The following is a 22,168-nucleotide window of genomic DNA, read 5'->3' as shown; positions in this document are numbered from 1 at the left end:
AGAGGGATCACTCTTTTTATCCCGGTAATCAACCGGATTCTTACCCGTGTGCCTTTTGAAGTAACGGGACAGATAGGATTGGTTGTAGCCTGTGTTTCGGGGCGAATGCTTTTTGTATTATGATCGGGAGTGTACTGGTTTCTTTCTTTCGGAATGAACAGAAGGTATTGTCGATGATGACGAAAGTTTTTCTGTTACTTAGTGTTTTCACGGCAGCGGCGTTGATTATGGAATTATCTTTTATCGTGGTGGAAGGGATGTTCGTGTTGCTTGCCTTGTGTTTCGGGACGATTATGCCACCGACAACTTCGCTTGCTCTGGATTTGGAGAGAACGAACTCGGGATGTGCCTCGGCAATACTCGGTTTCTTCCAATTTTTGTTCGGGAGCCTTGTGTCCCCGCTGGTCGGAATAGGGAATTTGTTCGTGACCACGGGGATCATTATACTCGTGTGTAGTTTTCTGGTCTATCTTTTCTGCCCGAAACAATTCAAAGATTCAAGGAGCCAGTGATTGCCGATGGGGTGATTCTTCAATCACTGAATCATAAGATTTTCTTGCGTTGTTCGCAGAATCTCAGCAGCAATTCGGCATAAGAGTCTATTTGTCCCTGTTTGTGGATAGCGTAAAGGGTTCGGGTGATCTCGAGGTCGTCCATGTCGACGATCTTGAGCATCCCGCAAGCTAATTCATCTCGAATGGAGAAAATAGAAACCAAGGCATAGCAATCCGAGTATTTCAAGTATTGTTTGATGCCTTCCGTGCTTCCGATTACCATTTGTTGGTTGAGGTCATTGATTGCAATTCCGGCGTCGGAGAGGTGTTTTTGGATGATGTTGTAAGTACCCGAACCTTTCTCGCGCACCACGAATTTCAGTTCTTGCAATTGTGCCTTGGTAATTGAATCCCACGTTGTGTTTTTGGATGAGGTTACCAGTACGATTTCATCTTTCAGGAAAGGTATGTAATGAATATCCGGTTGTGAAGGTGTTCCCTCGATGAACGCGAGTTGAATATTCCGGTTGAGGAGTTCCTGTTCGATCTGATCCGTGTTGCCGCTAATCAAGTTGATTTTTATCTGGGGGTAACGTTCTCGAAACTGGGCCAGAAGTTCGGGTAGGATGTATTGCGAGAGCGTGGTGCTTGCCCCGATATGGAGCGTGCCGGAAAACTCTTCTTTCATGTGTTGCAGGTTGAACGTGATCGCACGCTCCCGTTCGATAAGGTCTTCGCTTTGTTCCAGCAGGTATTTCCCGGCAGGGGTAAGTGCCAATCTTCCTTTTTCCCGTTCAAAAAGGGTTAGTCCCATTTCCCGTTCCATTTCTTTGATACTTTTGGACACTGCCGGTTGGGAAATCCGTAAAATTTCAGCCGCTTTCGTGGTGTTCAAATGTTTTGCCGTGTGGTAGAATATAGTGAGTTTGTGATCCAGCATTCTTTTTTTGTTTTAGTTCCGAGAGAATTCGGTGTTCCCTCGAAAGTTATATTCCCGGCGAAGGTATTAATTTTAGTTGATATTTCATATTTGCACCCATAGAAGACCCAATGCAATCCTACCGAGAACCCAAGGTAATAAGTTCATAGGGCTGATGTTCGAGTAGTTCTGCTCCAGTGTTTCTATATGAAAGATTATAGGATGTTCAGAGGATAAACGGAGGAAGAACGAAGGAGGGGTATGATTACGGTATTATTTGGGTATAATTACAATGGGTCTTCTATAGGTATTGGTGGAAGAGAAAACGGGATGATGTTAAAAAGAGTAGTATTAATCGTCAATGGGGCAAAACAGTGATGTGGTGGAGTTTTGGAGTTGAGTATAAGATTGTTATGTGATATTTTTAAACGATCGTTTGATGCGGTGCAAATATACATCAATTTTGAGTATCGCAATACTTTTATTAGATTTTTTTTTGACTCTCGTAATTAGGTGTTTACACTTGTGTGTACATAAAAGTGAATATTAATATTGTTAATATCATTAAATGATCGTTTTCTGATATAAAATATCGTTTTGCGAAACAGCTTTCGTGCGTCTATAATACATAGCACTGTTTAAGTGGGGTGCGTGAAACACATGGCAATAAATCAAAACCGGTGAGAGGGTTAGTGCGCGAAGCGCGTCCGGTCGGCTCATCCCGCGGAATTGCCGAAGTATCAAAAAAACGTTTGTAAAGAAGGTGAATAAATAATTACATGATCAAGGAGAAACAACTACACTGGTATGTCGCTTACACGCGAGTGAACCAGGAATTATTGATCAAGAAGAAACTGGACGAACTGGGAATAGAGAATTTCCTCCCGCTGGAAGAACAAGTGCGGGAAACCCCGTTGGGTCGCAAGATGATCCGCGTGCTTTTGATTCATGGGTTGATTTTTATCCACACGGACAAGGTGACGAGTTTCTCCCTGATCAACGAGTGTTCACTGAATATCGTTTACTTGAAAGATATAGAAGGGCATTGTTCTTTGATCGTTCCTGACAAGCAAATGGAAGATTTCATGTTCCTGCTGGATTTCTCGCCTGCCGGCATCGAGATATTGAATAAAGACCTCAAGCGAGGAGACCGGGTTCGGGTGATCAAAGGTCCGTTACAGGGACTGGAAGGCGAATTGGTGCGTTTGAGAGGGCACAAACGGGTGGTAATCCGCTTGGAAGGAGTGGCATCGATCGCCACGTCTTATATCCCGGGTTCATTCTTGGAAAAAATAGAGTAAAACAAATGGATTAATTTAAGATTTATGAATCACGATTTGCGATTGAAAAAAGTGTCAACAAGTACAATTGAAATCATAAATCTAAAATCGTAAATCAAAAAATACAAATGGAAAAAGGTTTATTTCACGATTTGTACAAGCAATTGGACAACCTTGATCTCCGGTCGTATCCCCCGGCACGATTGTCGGGCTTGTTACACGGTTACCTGACGGTGTACTCTATGGTACGGGTGTACCCGTGGCTGGAGCGTGATTTTGGAACTCCCGGTATCATTCACGAGCGAGCGAAATCGATCGTTCACTTGTATCCCGGGCAGTTGCAAAACGATGATATTTCTGTGGATACCCGGGCGGGTTATGCAGCGGACAAGATGGATGTCTACCAGGTGTACTCGGACTTGAGTTACTTGAAAAACGGTTTGGATGCGGCATACCGGATTCTCTCGGCACGGGGGAACGGCAAGATTGCGTTGCCTTGTCGCACGCCGAATATTTGCCGTTTGTTGTGCAACTGTTACTATTTTGCCGGAGACGAGGAGTGTGGAGAACTTGCCGGACGATTGGTGACAGAGGCGTTGGGGTATACGCGGGGTGGAAATCGTGAAATGTTGTTGTCTTGGTGGGATGCCATTTGCCTGTATGATGATGCGGTCGGGGCGATGATGTTGCCGTTGGAAGAACATACGCGTCTGGGGGAAGAGCGTGCGCGTTTGGTTATCACCGTGAGGCAAGAGGAGGAGGAGATTGTCAAACGATTCCTGCAATCGCGGGAGAATGGTTTTGATGTTACAATAAAAGTGTTTAATATACTTGCAAAGCGGGAGTTCGCCGCTTACAACGAGAGATATGCCGGGTTACGCAACCCCCGGTAACAGCGTCACCCTCGACGGTACTTCTATGCCGGATCAAGCTATTATACCGGAGGGGACGCTTCTTTTGATAAATATTAATAATATTTTTATGAAAGGGATTGTATTGGCCGGAGGGTCTGGAACTCGATTATATCCTATTACTAAAGGGGTAAGTAAGCAATTGTTGCCGGTGTATGATAAACCAATGATCTATTATCCTATATCAGTGTTAATGTTGGCGGGGATTCGGGAGATTTTGATTATTTCCACGCCGCAGGATTTACCTGGATTTCGACGATTATTAGGGGATGGTTCTGATTATGGAGTACGTTTTGAGTATAAAGAGCAGCCGAATCCGGATGGGTTGGCACAGGCTTTTATTATCGGAGAGAAATTTATAGGGGGTGATAGTGTTTGTCTCGTGTTGGGAGACAATATCTTTTACGGTCAAGGATTCCGTCCAAAGTTAGAAGATGCGGTTCGTTTGGCTGAAATTGAGGGGAAGTCTACTGTTTTTGGTTATCATGTAGAAGATCCAGAACGTTATGGTGTAGCAGAATTTGATAAAAAAGGTAATGTTTTGAGTATAGAAGAGAAACCAAAAAAACCAAGATCAAATTATGCCGTTGTAGGACTTTATTTCTATCCGAACAAAGTTGTTGAAATTGCTAAGAAAATAAAACCTTCAGCAAGAGGTGAGTTGGAAATAACAACTATAAATCAGGAATTTTTGAAAAAAGGTGAACTAAAAGTTCAATTATTGGGACGGGGTTTTGCTTGGTTAGACACGGGAACGCATGATTCGTTAGCGGACGCCTCTATTTTTGTGGAGGTAATAGAGAAACGGCAGGGAATGAAGATTGCCTGTTTAGAGGCAATAGCTTATCGTAAAGGTTGGATTTCAGAAAATAAGATGAAAGAATTAGCAAAACCTATTATAAAGAATCAATATGGTCAATATTTATTTAAAGTAATAGAAGAAATAAAAGTAAATCGATAGATTGTGACTCTTGATAATGTTAAAATAATTAGTTTACCAAAATTCCTTGATGCTCGGGGAAATTTGTCTTTTGTGGAAGAATATATGCATATTCCTTTTAAAATAAAACGGACATATTGGATATATGATGTTCCAGGAGGGGGAGTTAGAGGAGGGCATGCTTATAAAGAAAATCAAGAATTTATAATTGCGCTTTCCGGTAGTTTTGATGTCGTTTTGGATGATGGAATGGATAGAAAAACATTCTCATTAAATCGTTCCTACTACGGTCTTTATGTCCCTAAAGGTTTATGGCGTGAAATGGTTAATTTTTCAACGAATTCATTGGCTCTAGTATTGGCTTCGACTCCTTTTGTGAAGGAAGATTATATCTATGATTATGAATTGTTTAAATTGTATACAGATGAAACTTAATAATGTTTATGATTGCACGATTATTGAGTTGGATAAACATCATAGTGAGAGAAAAGGAAATATCTCGGTGGTAGAGAATGGAGAGACAATCCCGTTTGACGTGAAACGAGTTTATTATTTGTATGATGTCCCAGGAGGTGAATCTAGAGGGGCTCATGCACATAAAACATTAAGTCAGTTAATTATAGCTGCAAGTGGTTCTTTTAAAGTAACGTTGGATGATGGTTGTGTAAAACGTTCGTTTATCTTGAATAGACCTTATCAAGGACTATATATACTACCCGGAATTTGGCGTGATTTGGATGACTTTTCATCAGGTTCAATTTGTATGGTTTTAGCTTCGGAAAAGTATGATGAAAGTGATTATATAAGGGATTATAAAAAATTTGAGGAATATAGGAATAATGAATAAGTATTTTGTGTTACTTGGAGGAAATATGTTGTTGCGTGGCGTATTTGATAAGTTGAAGTCTTATGGATATTCCGTGATTGTTATTGATTGGAACGAGTTTCCTGCAATTGAGGGAGATTTGCATTTTCAGGTAGATGTTAAAGATACAAAAACTGTTTTATCGGTGTTGGAATGTGGAAATTATGATATTGATGGAGCGATTTCTTGTATTGATTTGGCTGTCCCTACTGTTAATGCAATTAATTTGAGGTACGGATTAAAAGTCATGCCTGATAAGTTTAACATGGTTCTTTCTAAGGCTCAAATGCGTGAAGATTGGGAACGTGCTGGTATTTTTAATCGTATATCGAAAAGTTCAAAAGATATTAATATTGAATATATAATTGGTTTAAATAAGGAGTACAAATTAATTATTAAACCGGATATAGCTGCAAGTTCAAGAGGAATAACAATATTGGAGAAGTGTTCTTTAAAAAGTGAAATATTAAGCGCTATTGAAAAGGCACAAGAAATATCTTTTGATTCTGATTTTATTGTGGAGGAATTTGTGGAGGGACAGGAATTTACAGTTGATATGCTAGGTGATGATTTTGATAATGTTGTGGTGTATGGTATATCAGTAAAATATCATTCAAAAAATGCGTTAAATAATAGAGTTGCTGTAAAATTGCATTGGAATTCAAATACTTATCCAGATAATGTCTATGAATTGATAGCGCAAAGAGGAAAGGAGTGTTATAAAGCAATCGGTTTGAAAAATTCGTTTGGTCATTTAGAGTTAATAATGAAACCTGACGGAACTCTCACTCCTGTTGAGATAGGAGCTAGATCTAGTGGTTTTATCGCTAGTCATCTTGTTTCTGCTGCTAGTCAAAAGGATTATTTAGCAGATTATATATCAATGCTTCATGGTGGTAATATTGGTAATGTTGATCATATAAATGGTTGCCAATCTACAATGTGGTTCGGATATGATATTCCTAAAGGATACAAAGCTATAAGTGATGTGAATTTATCTAAATATTTGGATTCTAAAATAGGTATAATGTATTCAAATAGAGATGGTTTGGTGATAAATAAGTTGTACAAGGCTATTATTGATGACAATGGAAGGGATCATACAGGATACGAGATGTTGGTTGGTGCAAAAGATGTCTTAACAATAGAAGCGATTAAAAAAGCAGAATTGAATTTTTTGCGAGATTTTTGTAATTATGGAAAAGAACAAGTTGATTTTGTCTTTTTTGATGAAAAATATTTGTTAAAATCATGGAATTGGCTCAATGATGACGAGATTAGAAATAAAGTAAATTTGAAATATATTTCTAAATCCGAGTCGTTGAAATGGTTTGCTTCACTAGGGAGTAAAAATGATTATTTGATATGGGGGATTTCTTTTGGAGCAACACCTATAGGAGCCTGTGGTCTCAAAAATATAGTCAAAGAGGAAGAAGGTGAATTTTTTGGGTATATAGGGGAAAAAGAATTTTGGGGTATTGGAATAGGTATGAAAATGTTGAGATTTATTGAAAAAAAAGCAATGGAAATGAGGCTAAAACGAATTGTATTGAAGGTTCAAAAAGATAATGTTAGGGCTATTCGTTTGTATGAAAAGGGCGAATATATGCTGGAACGGGAAGTAAATAACTCATTTGTATATAGTAAAGCATTATGATAAATTTTTTGGATTTGCAAAAAGTTACTCAAAAGTATTCAGAAGAGATACATCATGCAATTGAGCGTGTTATAGATTCTGGTAGGTATTTGCAAGGAATCGAAAACGAGAAATTTGAGAGTAACTATGCACAATATATTGGAACTAAATATTCTATTAGTTGTGCTAACGGGTTAGATGCTCTCATTTGGATATTTCGTGCTTATATTGAGATGGGAATAATGCAGCCCGGTGACGAGATTATCGTGCCTGCTAATACGTATATTGCATCTATATTAGCAATAACAGAAAATGGATTGAAACCTGTTTTAGTCGAACCGGATATAGAGACTTATCAAATAGATGATAGTAAAATAGAAATAGCTATAACAAAACGTACGCGAGGGATTTTAGTTGTTCATCTTTATGGACAATGCGCTTATACAGATAAAATAGGTGAAATATGTAAGAAGTATAATCTAAAATTAATTGAAGATAATGCTCAAGCTCATGGATGTAAATTCCGTGGGGAACGAACTGGATCTTTAGGTGATGCTGCGGGACATAGTTTTTATCCAGGAAAGAATTTGGGTGCATTAGGAGATGCGGGAGCGATAACTACGAATGATGAAAAATTGGCAGAGATTGTACGGGCTGTTGCGAATTATGGTTCTTTAAAAAAATATGTATTCAAATATTGTGGTCGTAACAGCCGTTTGGACGAAATTCAAGCTGCCGTATTAGACGTGAAGTTGAAATATTTGGATGAAGATGTGGCTATTCGTAAGAAAATCGCAAAATATTATATAGAAAATATTACTAATCCTCTGATAACAGTTCCTGTTGTGAATGATTGGGATGCGCATGTATTTCATATATTTACAATTCGAAGTAAACGTAGAGACGAGTTGCAAAAATATTTGAATGATAATGAGGTGCAAACGATAATTCATTATCCCATACCCCCTCATAAACAGGAGTGTTATAAAGAATGGAATATGTTATCATTTCCTATAACGGAACAAATCCATGATGAGGAGTTAAGTTTACCAATGAGTCCTGTATTGACCCGAGTGGAGGTCGAAAGCGTGGTAAAAGTACTGAATAGATTTGACTATCGTGAATAATAATTCAAAAGAGGGGTATAAAAGTGCTTTTAAAGCAACTAGCTTATTTGGAGGTGTACAAGTCATTACAATATTAATTGGTATTGTACGTTCTAAGTTTGTTGCTGTATGGTTAGGCCCCCTTGGGTTGGGAATTTTGAGCGTTTTTTCAACAGCTGTTCAGATGATATATTCTATTTCTAATCTTGGTTTATCTAATAGTGCTGTTAGAGAAATATCTTTGAATAATAATCCTGAAGGCTCTAATTACAATTTATCTGTGATTATAGCTTCTTTACGGAAATGGGTAATATATACTGCTGGTATAGGTGGGGTGTTGACTATATTTCTTTCTCCTGTATTGAGCGGATTGTTTTTTAATTCTAATGATCACATATTTTCTTTCATTTTTTTATCTATAGCTGTTTTTTTTACTTGTTTGTTTAATTGGCATTACGCAATTTTGCAAGGAGTTCGCCATCTGAAAGCGATGGCAAAAGCTCGTGTACAAGGTGCTTTTTGTGCTCTTATTTTTACTTTGCCATTATATTATTATTTACGAGAGAATGGTGTCGTTTTAGCTTTAATTGTTACGACTTTGATTTCTTTTGTGATTAGTCGGTATTATACACAAAGAATTCAAATAAAGAAAATAGGTGTTCCATTGAAAGAAGCTTATCGAAGAGGACTTCCTACAGTTAAGTTAGGGATTATGATGGCGATATCTGCAATTGCTGTAACTTTAGTAGAATTTTGTGTAAAGTCATTTATTACGTCTTTTAGTGGGATTCATGATGTAGGTTTATATCAAGCAGGTTGGGCAATTAATGTATCCTATTTAGGTATGGTATTTACTGCAATGTCTACAGATTATTACCCTCGTTTAAGTCAAGTTGCATGCGTGCCAGATGAATTTTGTAAACGGGTAAATGAGCAAGCTGAAATTGCTCTTTTAATTTTGGGGCCGATGATTATGATTATGTTTGTATTTCTTTCATATATAGTTAGTATATTATATACGAAAGAATTTGATAGTATTATTCCAATGGTGAAATGGTTATTAATTGGTTCGTTGATAAAAGGAGGAGCTTGGTCTCTCGGTTTTACATTTTTAGCAAAGGGAGACGGTAGAGCATTTTTATTTAATGAGTTAGGGATAAAATTTATTACTCTTCCTGCCTATCTATTAGGGTATTATTATTGGGGATTAATCGGAATAGGGTATGCATATGCATTTAACTATCTGATATATTTTTTTTTGGTGGGATACATGTCATATAAGAAATATTTACTACAATTGAAAAAAAGTTTCTGGTTCTTTTTGCTTTTTTATTTGTTGTGTATTTTATGCTATTATATCATTGATGGTTATGTGATAAATTCATTATTGATAAAGTTTGTATTCATCCTCGTGATTGTTGGTTATTCGTTATATGAAATACATAATAGGGTGGGATTGAACATATGGAGAAAATGAGTATTTGGGGATTTATATGATGCGAAGTAGTACAAAAGTGAATATTTATAATCTGCACATATGGCTTGTTGCATTTTGTATTTTTCTATTGTCAATGCCATATTTTGTTTGGGGGATACCGAGGACTATATTGTTGTTGCTATTCTTATGTTCTATTGGAAATAGATATTCCTTTCCAAAAAGTAAGGATATTGTTTTTGTTTTTGTTTTATCTTTGTTATATTTAATAATATTTCTCAGAAACCAAGAGACGCTGAATATTTTTGGTGTATTATCTTTAATTTCTCCGATATTCTTATTTTTTATAGAAATAAGGTTTTTGACTAAAGTATTTGAAAAATTTATATTTATCTTTTTATTAGTTGTTTGTGTATCAGTATTTGTTTATATATTTGTTGCTATCCTTGGAGTATCTTTTTCTTATAATATTATTTCTCCATTAAATGAATTGAAGGATGGTTATTACTATCAGTATCCTTTTCTATTAGTGTATGATGAACCAGGGAAAGTATATTTATTTAATCGGTTTTCTGCTGTTTATGATGAACCGGGAGTTGTTGGCACTTTTGCTGTAGTTTTTTTAGTCCTTTCAGATTATGATTTTAAAAAATATTCAAATATTATTATATTTATCGCAGGCTTACTTTCTTTTTCTATGTTTTTTTATGGAATATCTTTAATTATTTTATTGTATAAAGTTCCTTTTCGATATAAATTATTAATTACGAGTATTGTTTTAATCGTGTTATTTGTTTTGTATAAAAATGAAGTATTTTATAATTTAATATTCAGACGTTTTGAATTAGGTGATGATGGAAATTTTGTAGGGATAAATAGAACGACACAAAATTTTGATTTATGGTACGACCGATTTATGCATACTGATGAGTATTTTTGGGGATTAGGGAGAGGAAGTAATCAGAGGTTTAATGCTGGGGGAGCTTCTTATAAGGATATAATTGTAAATTATGGATTGTTCTTTTTTATCGTGTACATGTTAAGTTTTTCATTGTATTCATTGCGATGTATCGGTTTTAATAAGAATTGGATTATTTATATTATGTTGTTATATGGTGTAATTTACCAAAGACCATTTATAGAGCAGATTATTTATGTAATGTTGATTTATATTCCAATAGGTATAATAAAAGAAAATAATTTATGTCGGATTGTATCGCGGAAAAAGTAATTATTCAAGTAGAAAAAGATATCAAAAATAAGAATTTTGATAAGGCATTATGTAAGTTGAGAATTGTATATTTTCTAAAAAGTTTTAGCGTTGATTTTGGGAATAAGAGTATAGACGTTATTTTAAAAAAGATATCTAATATGCTATTCCCCAAAGAAATGGAGTATGAGCCAATAAAAAATAATTATGTGTTTTGCGACTCTTTGTCATGGGATAATCATGGTATAACACAGCAATATATAAGGGCGTTGATGGCAATGGGAGCAAATATTTTATATATCAGGACTCAAGATACTTCTAAAAAAGCATGGCATACTCAAATATATAAAGAACTTCAACTTTACCCAAATTCCCAAATATCTGAAATACCGAAGAATAGAAAATTTTCAGAACATGCAAAGTTGATTTATCAGTGGATAAAAGATTTTAAACCAGAAAAAATTTTCCTCCATTCATCGTTTTCCTTAGCAGATGTTTTAGTTTTGTATAAAATTAATATTATAGATAAATATAGGATTAATCTAGGGGATCATCAATATTGGCCTGGAATTGATTGCACTAATTATATTATAGAATTTAGAAATTGGGGATATACATTATCTTTTCAAAGAAGGTTTTTTAACAAAGCAAATATTTTTAAATTGCCTTATTATCCGATTATTGATGAGAATGATTTTGAAGGATTTCCTAGTCATATAAAAAAAGATACTGTTTTGATGTTTACAGGTTGTAGAATGTATAAAGTTATGGATAAAGATTATACATTTTTTTATATAATGAAAAGGCTATTAATAGCGAATCCTGCATTAGTTATTTTATTTGCTGCTAGAGATAATAATAGTGTATTAAAAAAGTTTGTAATCGCTAATAAACTTCAAGAGAGGTTGATTTTATTGGAATATAGAAGAGATATAAATGAAGTATTTAGGCATGTTGATTTATTCTTACAAACCTATCCTATTGGAGGGGGACTAATGAGGGATTATGCAATTAGTAATAAAAAAGCTGTATTAGCTTATACCTCTACAGAAAAATTAGAGAATGATTTAAATATTGATGATAGGCATTTAGGTGATGAATTTGGAGAGTATCGTTTAGCTTACGATAATTTAGATGATTTCTATAGAGAAGCTGGGAAATTGATTAATGATCGCATATATCGTGAATATATAGGTGCGTGTTTGAATAAATATTTGATGACGCAAGAGCGTTTTGACGTTGGCCTTAAACAAATTGTTCAGGCGAAGCAACAACCTCAAGATATACTATTGCAAGAGGTCTTTATTGATTATGAGTTGTTGGAAAAGCGTTATTGTATTTTTCGAAAGAGGGAGATAATGAGTTATTATTTGTTGATAATTAAGGAATTTAAGTTGCGTACATTTTATTTATTCCCTAAAATTATTCCATATTTGCCCAAAATGTTTGTTCGTTTGGGAAGAAATATTTTGAATAAATATCATTAAAAATATTGCGATAAGCTATAATACTTCTTTTATGGTTTAAATAAACTTCTTCGCTATAAAAAAGCAATAGAAATAAAGCATTTATCTTCTAACTTATTCCCTAAGATGGGAAAGATTTATTTATATATATGTTCATATTATTAGTATCAAGGGGGATACCCTCAAAACGAGATCCACATAGAGGATGTTTTGAAAAAGATCAAGCTGAAATTTTAAAAAAGGCAGGCCATAAAGTTGTTGTTATAAGTGTGGACAGTCAATCCCATTTATCTTTTAAAAAGTTAGGAATTTCTCATCATATTATAAATGATGTTGATTATTATAACTATTACATCATACCGGGTAAAATTGTATATTTTTTAGTAGGGATTAAAGCTTTTTGGAAGTTGAAAAGCTTGCAGTTTGAGTATGTATTTAAAAGAGTTGTAGAAAAACATGGAAAACCAGATCTTATATATTCTCATTATTTGTTTAATTCTTATGGGGTTCTCAATTTGAAATATAAATATAGTTTGCCGTTAGTTGTAATTGAGCATTGGAGTGAAGTATGCAAAACAAATATATCTAAACATGTTAAAATAAGAGGAAGAGAAGTGTATTCAAAAGCTGATGCTGTTATTACTGTTTCTGAATCGTTAAAGCGAATGATATATAATCATTTTAATGTAACTAGCATTGTGGTACCTAATATGTTCGGGACGGAGTTTTTTCAAGATGTTACAGTTGTTGATAATAAAAAAATAAATTTTGTTACTATTGGAAGACTTTGCACGCTCAAAGGTTTTGATTTACTTATCTCAGCATTTACAAAAGTAGATTTCCCATTAGACAAATGGAAGTTAGATATTATAGGTGATGGTGTTGAGAGAAAGAATCTACAAAAGCAAATTATTAATGCGGGTTTAGAAAATAATATTCATCTATTAGGAAGTAAAACTAAGAATGAAATAGTTGATATACTTGGAAATAGTAATGTATTTGTCTTGTCTTCGAGGATGGAAACATTTGGAGTTGTTTTTATAGAGGCAATGGCATTAGGCTTACCGGTAATCGGTACTATGTGTGGTGGTCCTGAGGAAATTATAAATGCTTCTAATGGTCTTTTAGTTCCTGTAGAAGACGTTAATGCTTTAGTTGATGCTTTAAAATACATGTATGATAATTATTCTTCATATGATCGGGGCAAGATAGCTGAAGACACTCGTAATCATTTTTCTCCAATACAAATAACTACAAAATTGACAACTATTTTTGATGAAGTTTTGACAAATTATAGATTAGAACCTAATAAATGAATTTGATATCTGGGATAATTATATTGTGATAACATGAAAGATTTAATAATCATTGGTGCAGGAGGAATGGGGCGGACATTTTATGACTGGGTGAGAGAAAGTACAGGATATGGGGACGAGTTTGTTATAAAAGGTTTTATAGATGATAATCTAAATGCATTGGATGTTTATGAAGGTTATCCGCCCGTGTTAGGTTCCGTTGATGAGTATATGCCTCAAATTGACGATGTTTTTACGTGCTCAATGGGAGGAAATGCAAAGAAGATGTGTTGTGAAAAAATACTACGTAAGAGGGGAATATTTATTAATATTATTCATTCAACAGTGCGAGTCGGAACAAACGTAAAATTAGGAATAGGTAATGTAATTGGTCCATATGTTGCTTTTGGTGCAGACTCGATTATTGGCGATTATAATTTGATACAGAATTATACGATAGTAGGACATGATGTCGTTATTGGTGATTGGAACAGGATAGATACGCGTGTCGTTTGTATCGGAGGGATAAGAATAGGGAATGAAACGATAATACATACCTCTGTTGTTTTAAATCATAGAGTAATTGTAGAAGATAACGCTCAAGTCGGGGCTTGTAGTTTTGTTATACGCCGTGTGAAAACAGGAACAACTGTGCATGGGAACCCTGCGAAAAAAATAGATGTTTAATTATTGTGAAAATAAAGATAATGAATCTAGTTTATCCATTGGAAGGAAAAACGATACTTGTTACGGGAGCATCTTCTGGTATAGGAAAAGGGATTGCGATAAAATGTGCAGAAGCTGGAGGAAGGATGATTATCACGGGACGTGATAATGACAGATTGAGTGAAGTATGCGATTCTTTAGTTGGTAATGAGAATATGCAATTAATATGCGATTTATCCAAGGAAGAATTAATTATAGATTTTGTGAGACAACTTCCTTTGCTTGATGGCGTTGTGTTATGCGCCGGGATGGTGAAAACGCTCCCGGTAAAGTATAATTCTTTTGCAAAAACAGAGGAAATATTCATGATTAATGTTTTTTCAAATATAACACTGATAAAGCATTTGTTTAATGAAGGTAAGATAAATAAGGGAGCCTCAATAGTTTTTATCTCTTCACTAGCTTCCATAAAACCTTACAAGGGAAATTCCCTTTATTCTGCGACGAAGGGAGCGATTAATTCTTTCGCTAGAGTGATGGCTTTGGAGTATGGGAATAAAGGTATAAGGGTAAATTCGATTCTACCGGGTATAATTAGGACAAAACCGGTTAGTAATTTTTCAGAAGAAGAGATGTCCAAGGTTGAATCATCAATACCTCTAGGGTTTGGGAGAACGGACGATGTTGCTTACGGGTGTGTCTATCTTTTATCTGATGCGGGTAAGTGGATCACGGGAATTGAGTTAATTATTGACGGAGGACAATCAATCAGTTAAATTATAAAGGAATGAAGTGCTTAATAAATGATGTAAGGGTTAGGGCAATAGCTACTTGTCTTCCTCAAGGGTGTTTTGAAATGGATAGTTTGAAGGAGAAACACGGGGTAAAAGAGATCGACAATGTGAAAAAGACAACGGGTGTGGAAAGAGTCCACGTTGCGGATCATTCTCAGACGACATCTGATATGTGTTTCGAGGCTGCGGAACTTTTAATTAAGAATGAAGGTATTGATAGGAATGAAATAGATGGGGTCGTGTTTGTTTCTCAAACATTTGATTATTTATATCCAGCTACATCTGTGGTTTTACAACATCGTTTGGGATTGTCGAAAGAAACTATTTGTTTTGATATTTCTTATGGTTGTTCCGGTTACATGTATGGTTTATTTCAAGCTGCTTCAATGATTCATTCCGGAGCTTGCAAGCATGTATTGTTGATGGCTGGTGATACAAATACTAAAATATTGAATCCCAATAATCTTGGTGCTAGAATGGTCTTTGGTGATTGTGGGTCTGCAACTTTGGTTTCTGTTGGTGATTCTTTCATGGGCTTTCATTTATGCTCGGATGGTTCCGGGGCAGACACGGTGATTAATGTGAATGGAGGATTTCGTCATTGGCCTAGTAACGCTCAAAAACAGGATTTTAGCAAAAATGCAAATAAAGGAGATGATGTTTTCGCTTTTATTGTATCATGTGGAACGAAGAGCATTAAAACAATCTTGGAATTTATGAAGTGGGATAAAGATGAGGTCGATCTTTATGCTTTACATCAGGCAACAAAATTCACTTTGGATTTCATGAAGAAGAAACTTAAGATTAGTGAAAATAAGGCACCTTTCAATATTAAAAACTATGGAAATACTGGACCTACGACGGTACCTTTGGTTATAACAGATTATGCTCACAAGGGGCTTGGAATCGACACAACAACGTGGAAAAAAATAGTACTAGCGGCTTATGGGGTCGGGTTGTCATGGGGAAGTATTGCATGCGATCTTTCAGAAACTAATATCTATAGGCCAATTAACCAAGATTTAAAATAGTTGTAATTTATGAATGCCTTTATTTTTCCAGGTCAAGGTTGCCAAAGAGAAGGGATGGGAAAAGAGTTATATGATAATTTCCCTAAAGCCAAAGAGATTTTTGAACATGGTAATGAGTTTTTAGGAAGAAAAATAACCGATACTATGTTTTATGGGACAGAGCAGCAATTGATGGAAACTCAAAATACACAACCTGCAATTTTTTTGTATGAAGTAGCTTTAGCTTTAGTTCAAGATGATGTAATGCCGGATGTTGTTGCCGGACATTCTCTTGGTGAATTTGCTGCTTTAGTCGTAAATGGTACAATTAGTTTTGAAGATGGATTGAATTTGGTATTACATAGGGCATTGATAGCTCAAAAAACATGTGAAAATACAAATACTGCGATGGGTGCGGTAATAGGGCTTACTGATGAATATGTCGCTAGAAGAATTAAAGAGATTTGGAATGAAACAGGTGAACCAATTTATTTCGCAAACTATAATGGCCCTGGTCAAGTTGTAATTTCAGGTTCTAAAAAGGGCGTTAGGTTGGCTTGTAAAGCTTTCGTGAAAGAGGGGGCAAAAAAAGCCGTACCTTTAATGATTGGAGGTAGTTTTCATACTCCATACATGGAAGAAGCCCGTTTTGAGTTGAAAAAGCAAATCGATAAAACTATTTTTAATACGCCTATAGTTCCTGTTTGTCAATGTGTTGATGGGAAAATGCATTCAGATCCGGAAGAAATAAAGAGTAATCTTATAGAGCATATAACTCACCCGGTGCAATGGACTCAAATGGTTCATAATATGGTAGATGCTGGCGTAACGGATTTTTATGAGGTCGGACCGGATGATACATTACAAAAAATAGTCGCTCGCATGTACCCTAATAAAAAAGTGGACATGATCTGGTCTATACCTACTTATAAACAATATAAACCTTTAAATAATATATGAATATGATTTCTTTAAATGAATTTGTTGAAAAATTTGCTTCTGAGTTTGATGAAACTCCCGCTGATAACTTTACTGAGGAGACAGTTTATAAAGAATTAGACGAATGGGGGTCTTTGGTAGCACTTTCGATCATATCCATGATTGATGAAGAATTTGATAAGTTTCTTACAGGTGCAGACTTACGTTCCGTATCAACGATTAGAGAATTGTACGATTTAATACAAACCCGATAAAAAGAGAGAGATGAAGAATTTTATTGAAAAATTTATAGAGTTGTTTGAAGAAACGGCTCCTGATGTATTCAGACCTAACACTAAATTTCGGGAATTGGATGAATGGTCTTCTTTGATCGCTTTGGCGTTAATTTCTATGATTGACGAGGAATATGATGTCGTGCTTAACGGTGAGGATATTCGAGAAGCGCTCACGATAGAAGATTTATATAATAAAGTATTAGCAAAAAAATAGCATTCATGAGTTATAATCCATATAGTCTTAAAGGGAAGATTATTTTGGTAACAGGAGCTGCCGGGGGAATCGGGCGCACGACTGCGATAGAGTGCTCCCGAATGGGGGCCGGCTTGGTCTTGACAGATATCAATGAAGAGGGCTTAAAGGAAACTTTAGCCTCTCTTGATACTGATAACGGGCAGAAACATTCTTGCTATAAAGCTAATCTCATAGAGGAACGGGAAATTGAAGATTTGGTAGATTTCGTGCCGAATTTGGACGGGTGTGTTTGTAATGCAGGAGTTATGAAACTTACCTTGACTCAATTCATCACGGTCGAAGAGATCGAAAGGATTCAACGTATAAATCTGATAGCGCCGATGTTATTGACAAAATATCTCGTGAAAAAGAAAAAAGTAAGAAAAGGAACTTCTTTTGTATTCACGGCTTCTGCCGGTGGGGTGTATCGTGTTTCTATCGGGAATGGGATTTATGCAACCACCAAGTGTGGAATTGACGCTTTTATGAGAACCGTGGCGTTGGAGCTCGGTCCTAAAGGGATAAGATGTAACAGTGTAAATCCCGGTATGGTGGAGACTAATTTGATTAACAATGGTCAATTCACAGAAGAACAACGTCAAAAAGAATTGTTGAATTACCCGTTAAGAAGGTATGGAACGCCGCAGGATATAGCCCATGCTATTGTATATTTATTGTCTGATGCTGCCTCGTGGATAACCGGAACGGCTTTAAAGATAGACGGGGGAATGACTTTAAGCTAGTGTTTATGGAGAAATTATTACAAAATAAAGTTTGTATTATTACCGGTGCTGCACAAGGAATAGGTAAGGCTATCGCTGAACAGTTTGCCGCAGACGGGGCTATCGTGTATGCTTGCGATGTACAAACAGGTAGTATGGACGAATGGTCAAATGATTGCGCCGCGAAACATGGAACGAAAGTAACTCCCGTGTATTTTGATGTCACGGATGCTGCTGGGGTTAAGAATAGTTTCATGTCGATAAATAAAGAGGCGGGGAGAATTGACGTATTGGTGAATAATGCCGGAGTCGTGTTTAATAAAAAATTAGGCATGATATCCAGACCGGAAACGGAACTCATGTTCAGGATTAACGTGATTGCCGTGATCGAGATGATACAATTGGTATCTCGTCTGATGGCACGTAATAAAAACGGTTCCATCATAAATATGGCGTCCGTTACGGCTGTGCTGGGTTCTCCGGGACAGGTTGCCTATTCTGCCACGAAAGGGGCTATTATAGCCCTGACAAAATCAGCAGCTAAAGAGTTGGCTCCTGCGGGAATAAGGGTGAATGCAGTTGCCCCGGGAATTGTAAAAACAGAGCGATTCGCGGAGTTGTACGAATCCTCGGGAGAGAAAATTGACGAGCGGATCAAGAGAATTGCACTTGGGCGTTTAGGAGAACCGGATGATGTGGCTAACGCTTGTGCTTTTTTGGCTTCGGATAGAGCTTCTTATGTATCCGGTCAAGTGCTTGGTGTTGACGGTTGTGCCTCAATATAAAATATTATGATTTTAAATATAGACAGGCAGGATACGAATTCTTTGGCGGTAGTAGATTCTGCCGGGGAAAAGTTGACGTACGGGAATCTGGTGGCTTTTACACACGAGTTGGGAAGTGTGTTACCTGCCCGTTCTCTGGTGTTCGTGCTAGTTGGCAATGAGATAGGGGGAGTTGCTTGGGGCATGGGATGCATAGCGGCAGAAATTGTACCCTTGTTTTTAAATCCCAAGATTGACAGAGAACTATTGGAGCAGTTGCGTGTTTTATACAAACCGGAGTATATTTGTGTTTCGAATAAAGATTGCGGTCGATTTGATTTGGAGTGTAAACTTGAGCGTTGGGGGTATTTTTTGTTAAAGACGGGAGAAACCGGCAGTCCTGTTTACGAACAGTTGTCACATTTGCTACCCACATCAGGTTCCACTGGCAGTCCCAAGTTGGTGCGACATAGTTATGAAAATGTGGAAGCGTCTGCATTGAATATATCTACTTTTTTCCAGTTGAAGAAAAGTGATCGTCCTTTGCTTGTGTTGCCCTTGTATTATACGATGGGGTTATCAGTCGTTTTTAGTCATTTGTACGTGGGAGCTACAATTTTGATCACGGATTTGAGCATGACACAAAGAGAGTTTTGGACTTTTTTGAAAGAGCGGAAAGCGACGAGTTTCACAGGGGTACCATATAGTTACGAGATTTTACGTTTGATGCGTTTTTTCAAAATGGATTTACCTGATTTGGAGTTGTTGACGCAAGGGGGAGGTAAGTTGTCGAAGGAATTGAATCTTCAGTTCGTGGAGTATGTCCAAAAGACCGGAAAACGTTGGATCGCCACCTATGGGCAGACGGAAGGGACGGCTAGGATGGCTTATTTGCCGCCGGAATATGCCTTGTCGAAATGTGGGAGTATCGGGAAAGCGGTACCTAACGGGGAGCTATTTTTGATAGATTCGGAAGGACAATTAGTTAAGGAAAGTCACAAAGAAGGGGAGTTGTGTTATCGGGGGAGGAATGTAACTTTGGGGTATGCTTTGTGTAAGGAGGATTTGGCGTTGAGAGATGAACGAAAGGGATGTTTGAAGACGGGAGATTTGGCTTATCGGGATGATGATGGGTTTTATTATATCGTGGGGCGTACGGGACGATTCTTAAAACTTTATGGGATGCGGGTTGGGCTTGATGAATGTGAGCAAATCGTAAGAGCTGCATTCCCGGTTGAATGTGCATGCGTGGGAACGGATGCAAAGATGATAGTTTATATCACAAATGCGCAGTTAGCTGGGTTGGTGAAAGGGGAGTTGGTTGAAAAAACTGGTATTGTGGCATCAGCTTTTGAAGTGCGAATTATATCTGAGATACCCCGAAATAGAGTGGGGAAAGTTTTATATAGTCAATTGAATAACCAATAAGTAAAAAAATGGAGCAAAAATATAACAAGGTGTTTGTGGAAGTATTTGGCGTGACAGAAAGTGTTTTAAATGATGATTTTTCAAAAGACAATGTGAAAGAATGGGATTCGGTTCATCAGTTAAATATAGTCGCTTTATTGGAAGAATCGTTTGATGTCATGTTCGAGCTGGAAGATATCATGGGATTCACGTCTTACAAGGCGGGTAAAGAGATATTGTGCAAATACGGGGTTGAAATTTAAACACGTTAGAACTTATGGCAAGGTGGGAAATTAAAAACGTGAAGGTGGCGGGAGTGGCTGCTGCTGTTCCCCGGAACGTGGTTCACACGACGGATTTCGAGTTTTTTACCCCGGAAGATGCTGAGGTGTTTAATAATACTGTCGGTATCAAACAGAGGCATATTGCCCCCGATGATGTTTGTGCGTCTGATTTGTGTTTTGCCGCGGCGGAACAACTATTGGCAGACCTTAAATGGGAGCGGGAGAGCGTTGATGTTTTGATATTCGAATCAGTAACGGGTGATTATAAAACTCCTCCAACTTCATGCTTGTTGCAAGATCGGTTGGGATTTTCGGAGAATTGTTTTTCGATGGATATCCCGATGGGATGTTGTGGTTGCATGTATGCAATCACAACAGGTGGAAATTTGTTGTCTTCCGGTAACGTGAAGCGGGCGTTGTTACTTGTCGGGGATACGGCTTTGCGGATGGGCTCCATGAAGGATAAGAGTAGAGTTCCGTTATTCGGGGATTGTGGAACGGCGATGGCTTTGGAATATGATCCGACAGCGAATGATATCGTGGTCGACTTTCACACGTATGGGAAAGGGTACGAGGCTCTGATGACCCCACACGGGGGATTCCGTCAGCCGATCACGAGGGAGTCTTTCGAGTACGAGGATTTTGGGAACGGGATTGTTCGAGCTCCCATACACACGTTGATAAACGGTATGAACGTGTTCTCGTTTGCAATTTCCAAACCTCCCAAGTCGATAGAGGCTTTTATGGCGGATTACAAGATAAACAGGGATAATGATGTGGATTATTTTTTGATTCATCAGGCGAACAAGATGATCGTAGACAGAATCGTGAAGAAATTGAAATTGCCCTTGGAAAAAGTACCATATAATTTGGAAGAATTTGGAAACTTGGGTGGAGCTTCTATTCCTTCTTTGATGGTAACACGTTTGCGGGAGCAATTGATGACTGCAGAGAAGAGTTTGTTGATGTCATCTTTTGGATTAGGGTTGACTTGGGGAACGATGTGGATGAAAACACAACCGATGGTTGTTTCGGATTTGATAAAAGTAAAATAATATGGCTAAGTTATCTTTTAGACAAAAAATTAGTCGAGTGATAAATCATTCATATGGAGTGTATTTGCGGAAAATAAGAGGTGTTGATATTGGAAAAAATTGTCAAATATCTTGGAGAGCTCTTATTGATCGCGCACATCCTAAGGGTGTACACATTGGTGACGGAACTCGAGTAGCTTTGGGAGTGATGATTATAGCTCATGATTATTCTAGAGGAAAGGAAAAAATGTGGTGTGATACGTATATTGGTAAACATTGCGTAATAGGGGGAAGGGCAATAATTCTTCCTGGAGTTTCTCTTGGAGATCATGTGTTTGTGGGGGCAGGAAGTGTTGTTACTAAAAGTTTTCCTAGTCATTGTTTGATAGCGGGGAATCCGGCTAGAGTAGTTCGTACGGGTATAGAAATAAGTGATAAAACTCAAATTATTAATAAGGGTAAATTAGTAAAGTAAAACATG

At 36.9% G+C, this 22,168-nt stretch carries 25 protein-coding genes; 24 read left to right on the top strand and 1 reads right to left on the bottom strand.

Annotation, left to right across the window (positions count from 1 at the left end; all coding sequences use genetic code 11):
• Positions 1-119 precede the first annotated feature (119 nt).
• On the top strand, positions 120-512 hold the full coding sequence (locus CS948_RS05910) for a hypothetical protein (RefSeq protein ID WP_176554945.1): 393 nt from the start codon (positions 120-122) through the stop codon (positions 510-512).
• 31 nt (positions 513-543) lie between these two features.
• On the opposite strand, the gene CS948_RS05905 is transcribed toward CS948_RS05910, so the two are convergent.
• A complete protein-coding gene (locus CS948_RS05905) occupies positions 544-1,434 on the bottom strand; it encodes a LysR family transcriptional regulator (RefSeq protein ID WP_099290780.1) in 891 nt (296 codons plus the stop codon).
• 758 nt (positions 1,435-2,192) lie between these two features.
• On the opposite strand from CS948_RS05905, the gene CS948_RS05900 reads away from it, so the two are divergent.
• The 23 genes from CS948_RS05900 to CS948_RS05790 all read left to right on the top strand — a co-directional run bounded on the left by CS948_RS05900 (position 2,193) and on the right by CS948_RS05790 (position 22,162).
• Complete coding sequence (locus CS948_RS05900; protein WP_099290779.1) at positions 2,193-2,714, top strand: UpxY family transcription antiterminator; 522 nt, start codon at positions 2,193-2,195, stop codon at positions 2,712-2,714.
• A 107-nt stretch (positions 2,715-2,821) separates the two neighbouring features.
• Complete coding sequence (locus CS948_RS05895; RefSeq protein ID WP_099290778.1) at positions 2,822-3,586, top strand: hypothetical protein; 765 nt, start codon at positions 2,822-2,824, stop codon at positions 3,584-3,586.
• Positions 3,587-3,674: 88 nt separating this feature from the next.
• Entirely contained in the window at positions 3,675-4,565 is an 891-nt protein-coding gene (gene rfbA / locus CS948_RS05890; RefSeq protein WP_099290825.1) for a glucose-1-phosphate thymidylyltransferase RfbA, read from the top strand.
• Between the two features lie 3 nt (positions 4,566-4,568).
• Complete coding sequence (locus tag CS948_RS05885; protein WP_099290777.1) at positions 4,569-4,979, top strand: FdtA/QdtA family cupin domain-containing protein; 411 nt, start codon at positions 4,569-4,571, stop codon at positions 4,977-4,979.
• Positions 4,969-5,391: an FdtA/QdtA family cupin domain-containing protein gene (locus CS948_RS05880; protein ID WP_099290776.1), complete on the top strand. Its 423-nt coding sequence runs from the start codon at positions 4,969-4,971 to the stop codon at positions 5,389-5,391. The genes CS948_RS05885 and CS948_RS05880 overlap by 11 nt, the downstream gene beginning before the upstream one ends.
• Positions 5,384-7,066, top strand: coding sequence for a GNAT family N-acetyltransferase (locus tag CS948_RS05875; RefSeq protein WP_099290775.1), 1,683 nt, complete (start codon positions 5,384-5,386; stop codon positions 7,064-7,066). The genes CS948_RS05880 and CS948_RS05875 overlap by 8 nt, the downstream gene beginning before the upstream one ends.
• Positions 7,063-8,172 carry a DegT/DnrJ/EryC1/StrS aminotransferase family protein gene (locus tag CS948_RS05870; protein ID WP_099290774.1) on the top strand — a complete coding sequence of 370 codons (1,110 nt, stop codon included), beginning with the start codon at positions 7,063-7,065 and terminating at the stop codon, positions 8,170-8,172. The genes CS948_RS05875 and CS948_RS05870 overlap by 4 nt, the downstream gene beginning before the upstream one ends.
• Positions 8,165-9,628 carry an O-antigen translocase gene (locus CS948_RS05865; protein WP_176554944.1) on the top strand — a complete coding sequence of 488 codons (1,464 nt, stop codon included), beginning with the start codon at positions 8,165-8,167 and terminating at the stop codon, positions 9,626-9,628. The genes CS948_RS05870 and CS948_RS05865 overlap by 8 nt, the downstream gene beginning before the upstream one ends.
• 319 nt (positions 9,629-9,947) lie before the next feature.
• Positions 9,948-10,817 (top strand): hypothetical protein, encoded by an 870-nt coding sequence (locus tag CS948_RS05860; RefSeq protein ID WP_141560892.1) that lies wholly within the window; start codon positions 9,948-9,950, stop codon positions 10,815-10,817.
• Positions 10,790-12,283 (top strand): hypothetical protein, encoded by a 1,494-nt coding sequence (locus CS948_RS05855; RefSeq protein ID WP_099290771.1) that lies wholly within the window; start codon positions 10,790-10,792, stop codon positions 12,281-12,283. Before CS948_RS05860 ends, CS948_RS05855 begins: the two co-directional genes overlap by 28 nt.
• Positions 12,284-12,411: 128 nt before the next feature.
• Positions 12,412-13,578, top strand: a complete 1,167-nt coding sequence (locus CS948_RS05850) for a glycosyltransferase (RefSeq protein ID WP_099290770.1) — start codon at positions 12,412-12,414, stop codon at positions 13,576-13,578.
• Between the two features lie 33 nt (positions 13,579-13,611).
• The gene (locus tag CS948_RS05845) at positions 13,612-14,244 is read left to right on the top strand and encodes a sialic acid O-acetyltransferase (protein ID WP_099290769.1); all 633 of its coding nucleotides are present in this window, start codon (positions 13,612-13,614) and stop codon (positions 14,242-14,244) included.
• 5 nt (positions 14,245-14,249) lie between these two features.
• On the top strand, positions 14,250-14,999 hold the full coding sequence (locus CS948_RS05840; protein ID WP_141560891.1) for an SDR family NAD(P)-dependent oxidoreductase: 750 nt from the start codon (positions 14,250-14,252) through the stop codon (positions 14,997-14,999).
• Positions 15,000-15,010: 11 nt separating this feature from the next.
• On the top strand, positions 15,011-16,048 hold the full coding sequence (locus tag CS948_RS05835) for a 3-oxoacyl-ACP synthase III family protein (RefSeq protein WP_099290767.1): 1,038 nt from the start codon (positions 15,011-15,013) through the stop codon (positions 16,046-16,048).
• Positions 16,049-16,057: 9 nt separating this feature from the next.
• Positions 16,058-16,987: an ACP S-malonyltransferase gene (fabD, locus tag CS948_RS05830; protein ID WP_099290766.1), complete on the top strand. Its 930-nt coding sequence runs from the start codon at positions 16,058-16,060 to the stop codon at positions 16,985-16,987.
• Positions 16,984-17,220: an acyl carrier protein gene (locus tag CS948_RS05825; RefSeq protein WP_255301874.1), complete on the top strand. Its 237-nt coding sequence runs from the start codon at positions 16,984-16,986 to the stop codon at positions 17,218-17,220. The genes fabD and CS948_RS05825 overlap by 4 nt, the downstream gene beginning before the upstream one ends.
• A gap of 10 nt (positions 17,221-17,230) precedes the next feature.
• On the top strand, positions 17,231-17,455 hold the full coding sequence (locus CS948_RS05820) for an acyl carrier protein (RefSeq protein WP_099290765.1): 225 nt from the start codon (positions 17,231-17,233) through the stop codon (positions 17,453-17,455).
• A gap of 5 nt (positions 17,456-17,460) precedes the next feature.
• On the top strand, positions 17,461-18,219 hold the full coding sequence (locus CS948_RS05815) for an SDR family NAD(P)-dependent oxidoreductase (RefSeq protein ID WP_099290764.1): 759 nt from the start codon (positions 17,461-17,463) through the stop codon (positions 18,217-18,219).
• Between the two features lie 5 nt (positions 18,220-18,224).
• On the top strand, positions 18,225-18,983 hold the full coding sequence (locus tag CS948_RS05810; RefSeq protein WP_099290763.1) for an SDR family NAD(P)-dependent oxidoreductase: 759 nt from the start codon (positions 18,225-18,227) through the stop codon (positions 18,981-18,983).
• 6 nt (positions 18,984-18,989) lie between these two features.
• Positions 18,990-20,390, top strand: coding sequence for an AMP-binding protein (locus CS948_RS05805; RefSeq protein WP_099290762.1), 1,401 nt, complete (start codon positions 18,990-18,992; stop codon positions 20,388-20,390).
• Positions 20,391-20,398: 8 nt separating this feature from the next.
• Positions 20,399-20,632, top strand: a complete 234-nt coding sequence (locus CS948_RS05800) for an acyl carrier protein (RefSeq protein ID WP_099290761.1) — start codon at positions 20,399-20,401, stop codon at positions 20,630-20,632.
• Positions 20,633-20,646: 14 nt separating this feature from the next.
• Complete coding sequence (locus tag CS948_RS05795; RefSeq protein ID WP_099290760.1) at positions 20,647-21,708, top strand: ketoacyl-ACP synthase III; 1,062 nt, start codon at positions 20,647-20,649, stop codon at positions 21,706-21,708.
• A 1-nt stretch (position 21,709) separates the two neighbouring features.
• Positions 21,710-22,162, top strand: coding sequence for a DapH/DapD/GlmU-related protein (locus CS948_RS05790; protein ID WP_099290759.1), 453 nt, complete (start codon positions 21,710-21,712; stop codon positions 22,160-22,162).
• Positions 22,163-22,168 lie beyond the last annotated feature (6 nt).

The sequence above is a fragment of the Butyricimonas sp. Marseille-P3923 genome (genome assembly GCF_900184685.1).
GTDB lineage: Bacteria > Bacteroidota > Bacteroidia > Bacteroidales > Marinifilaceae > Butyricimonas > Butyricimonas muris.
This window is presented reverse-complemented; position numbering and strand designations above follow the sequence as displayed.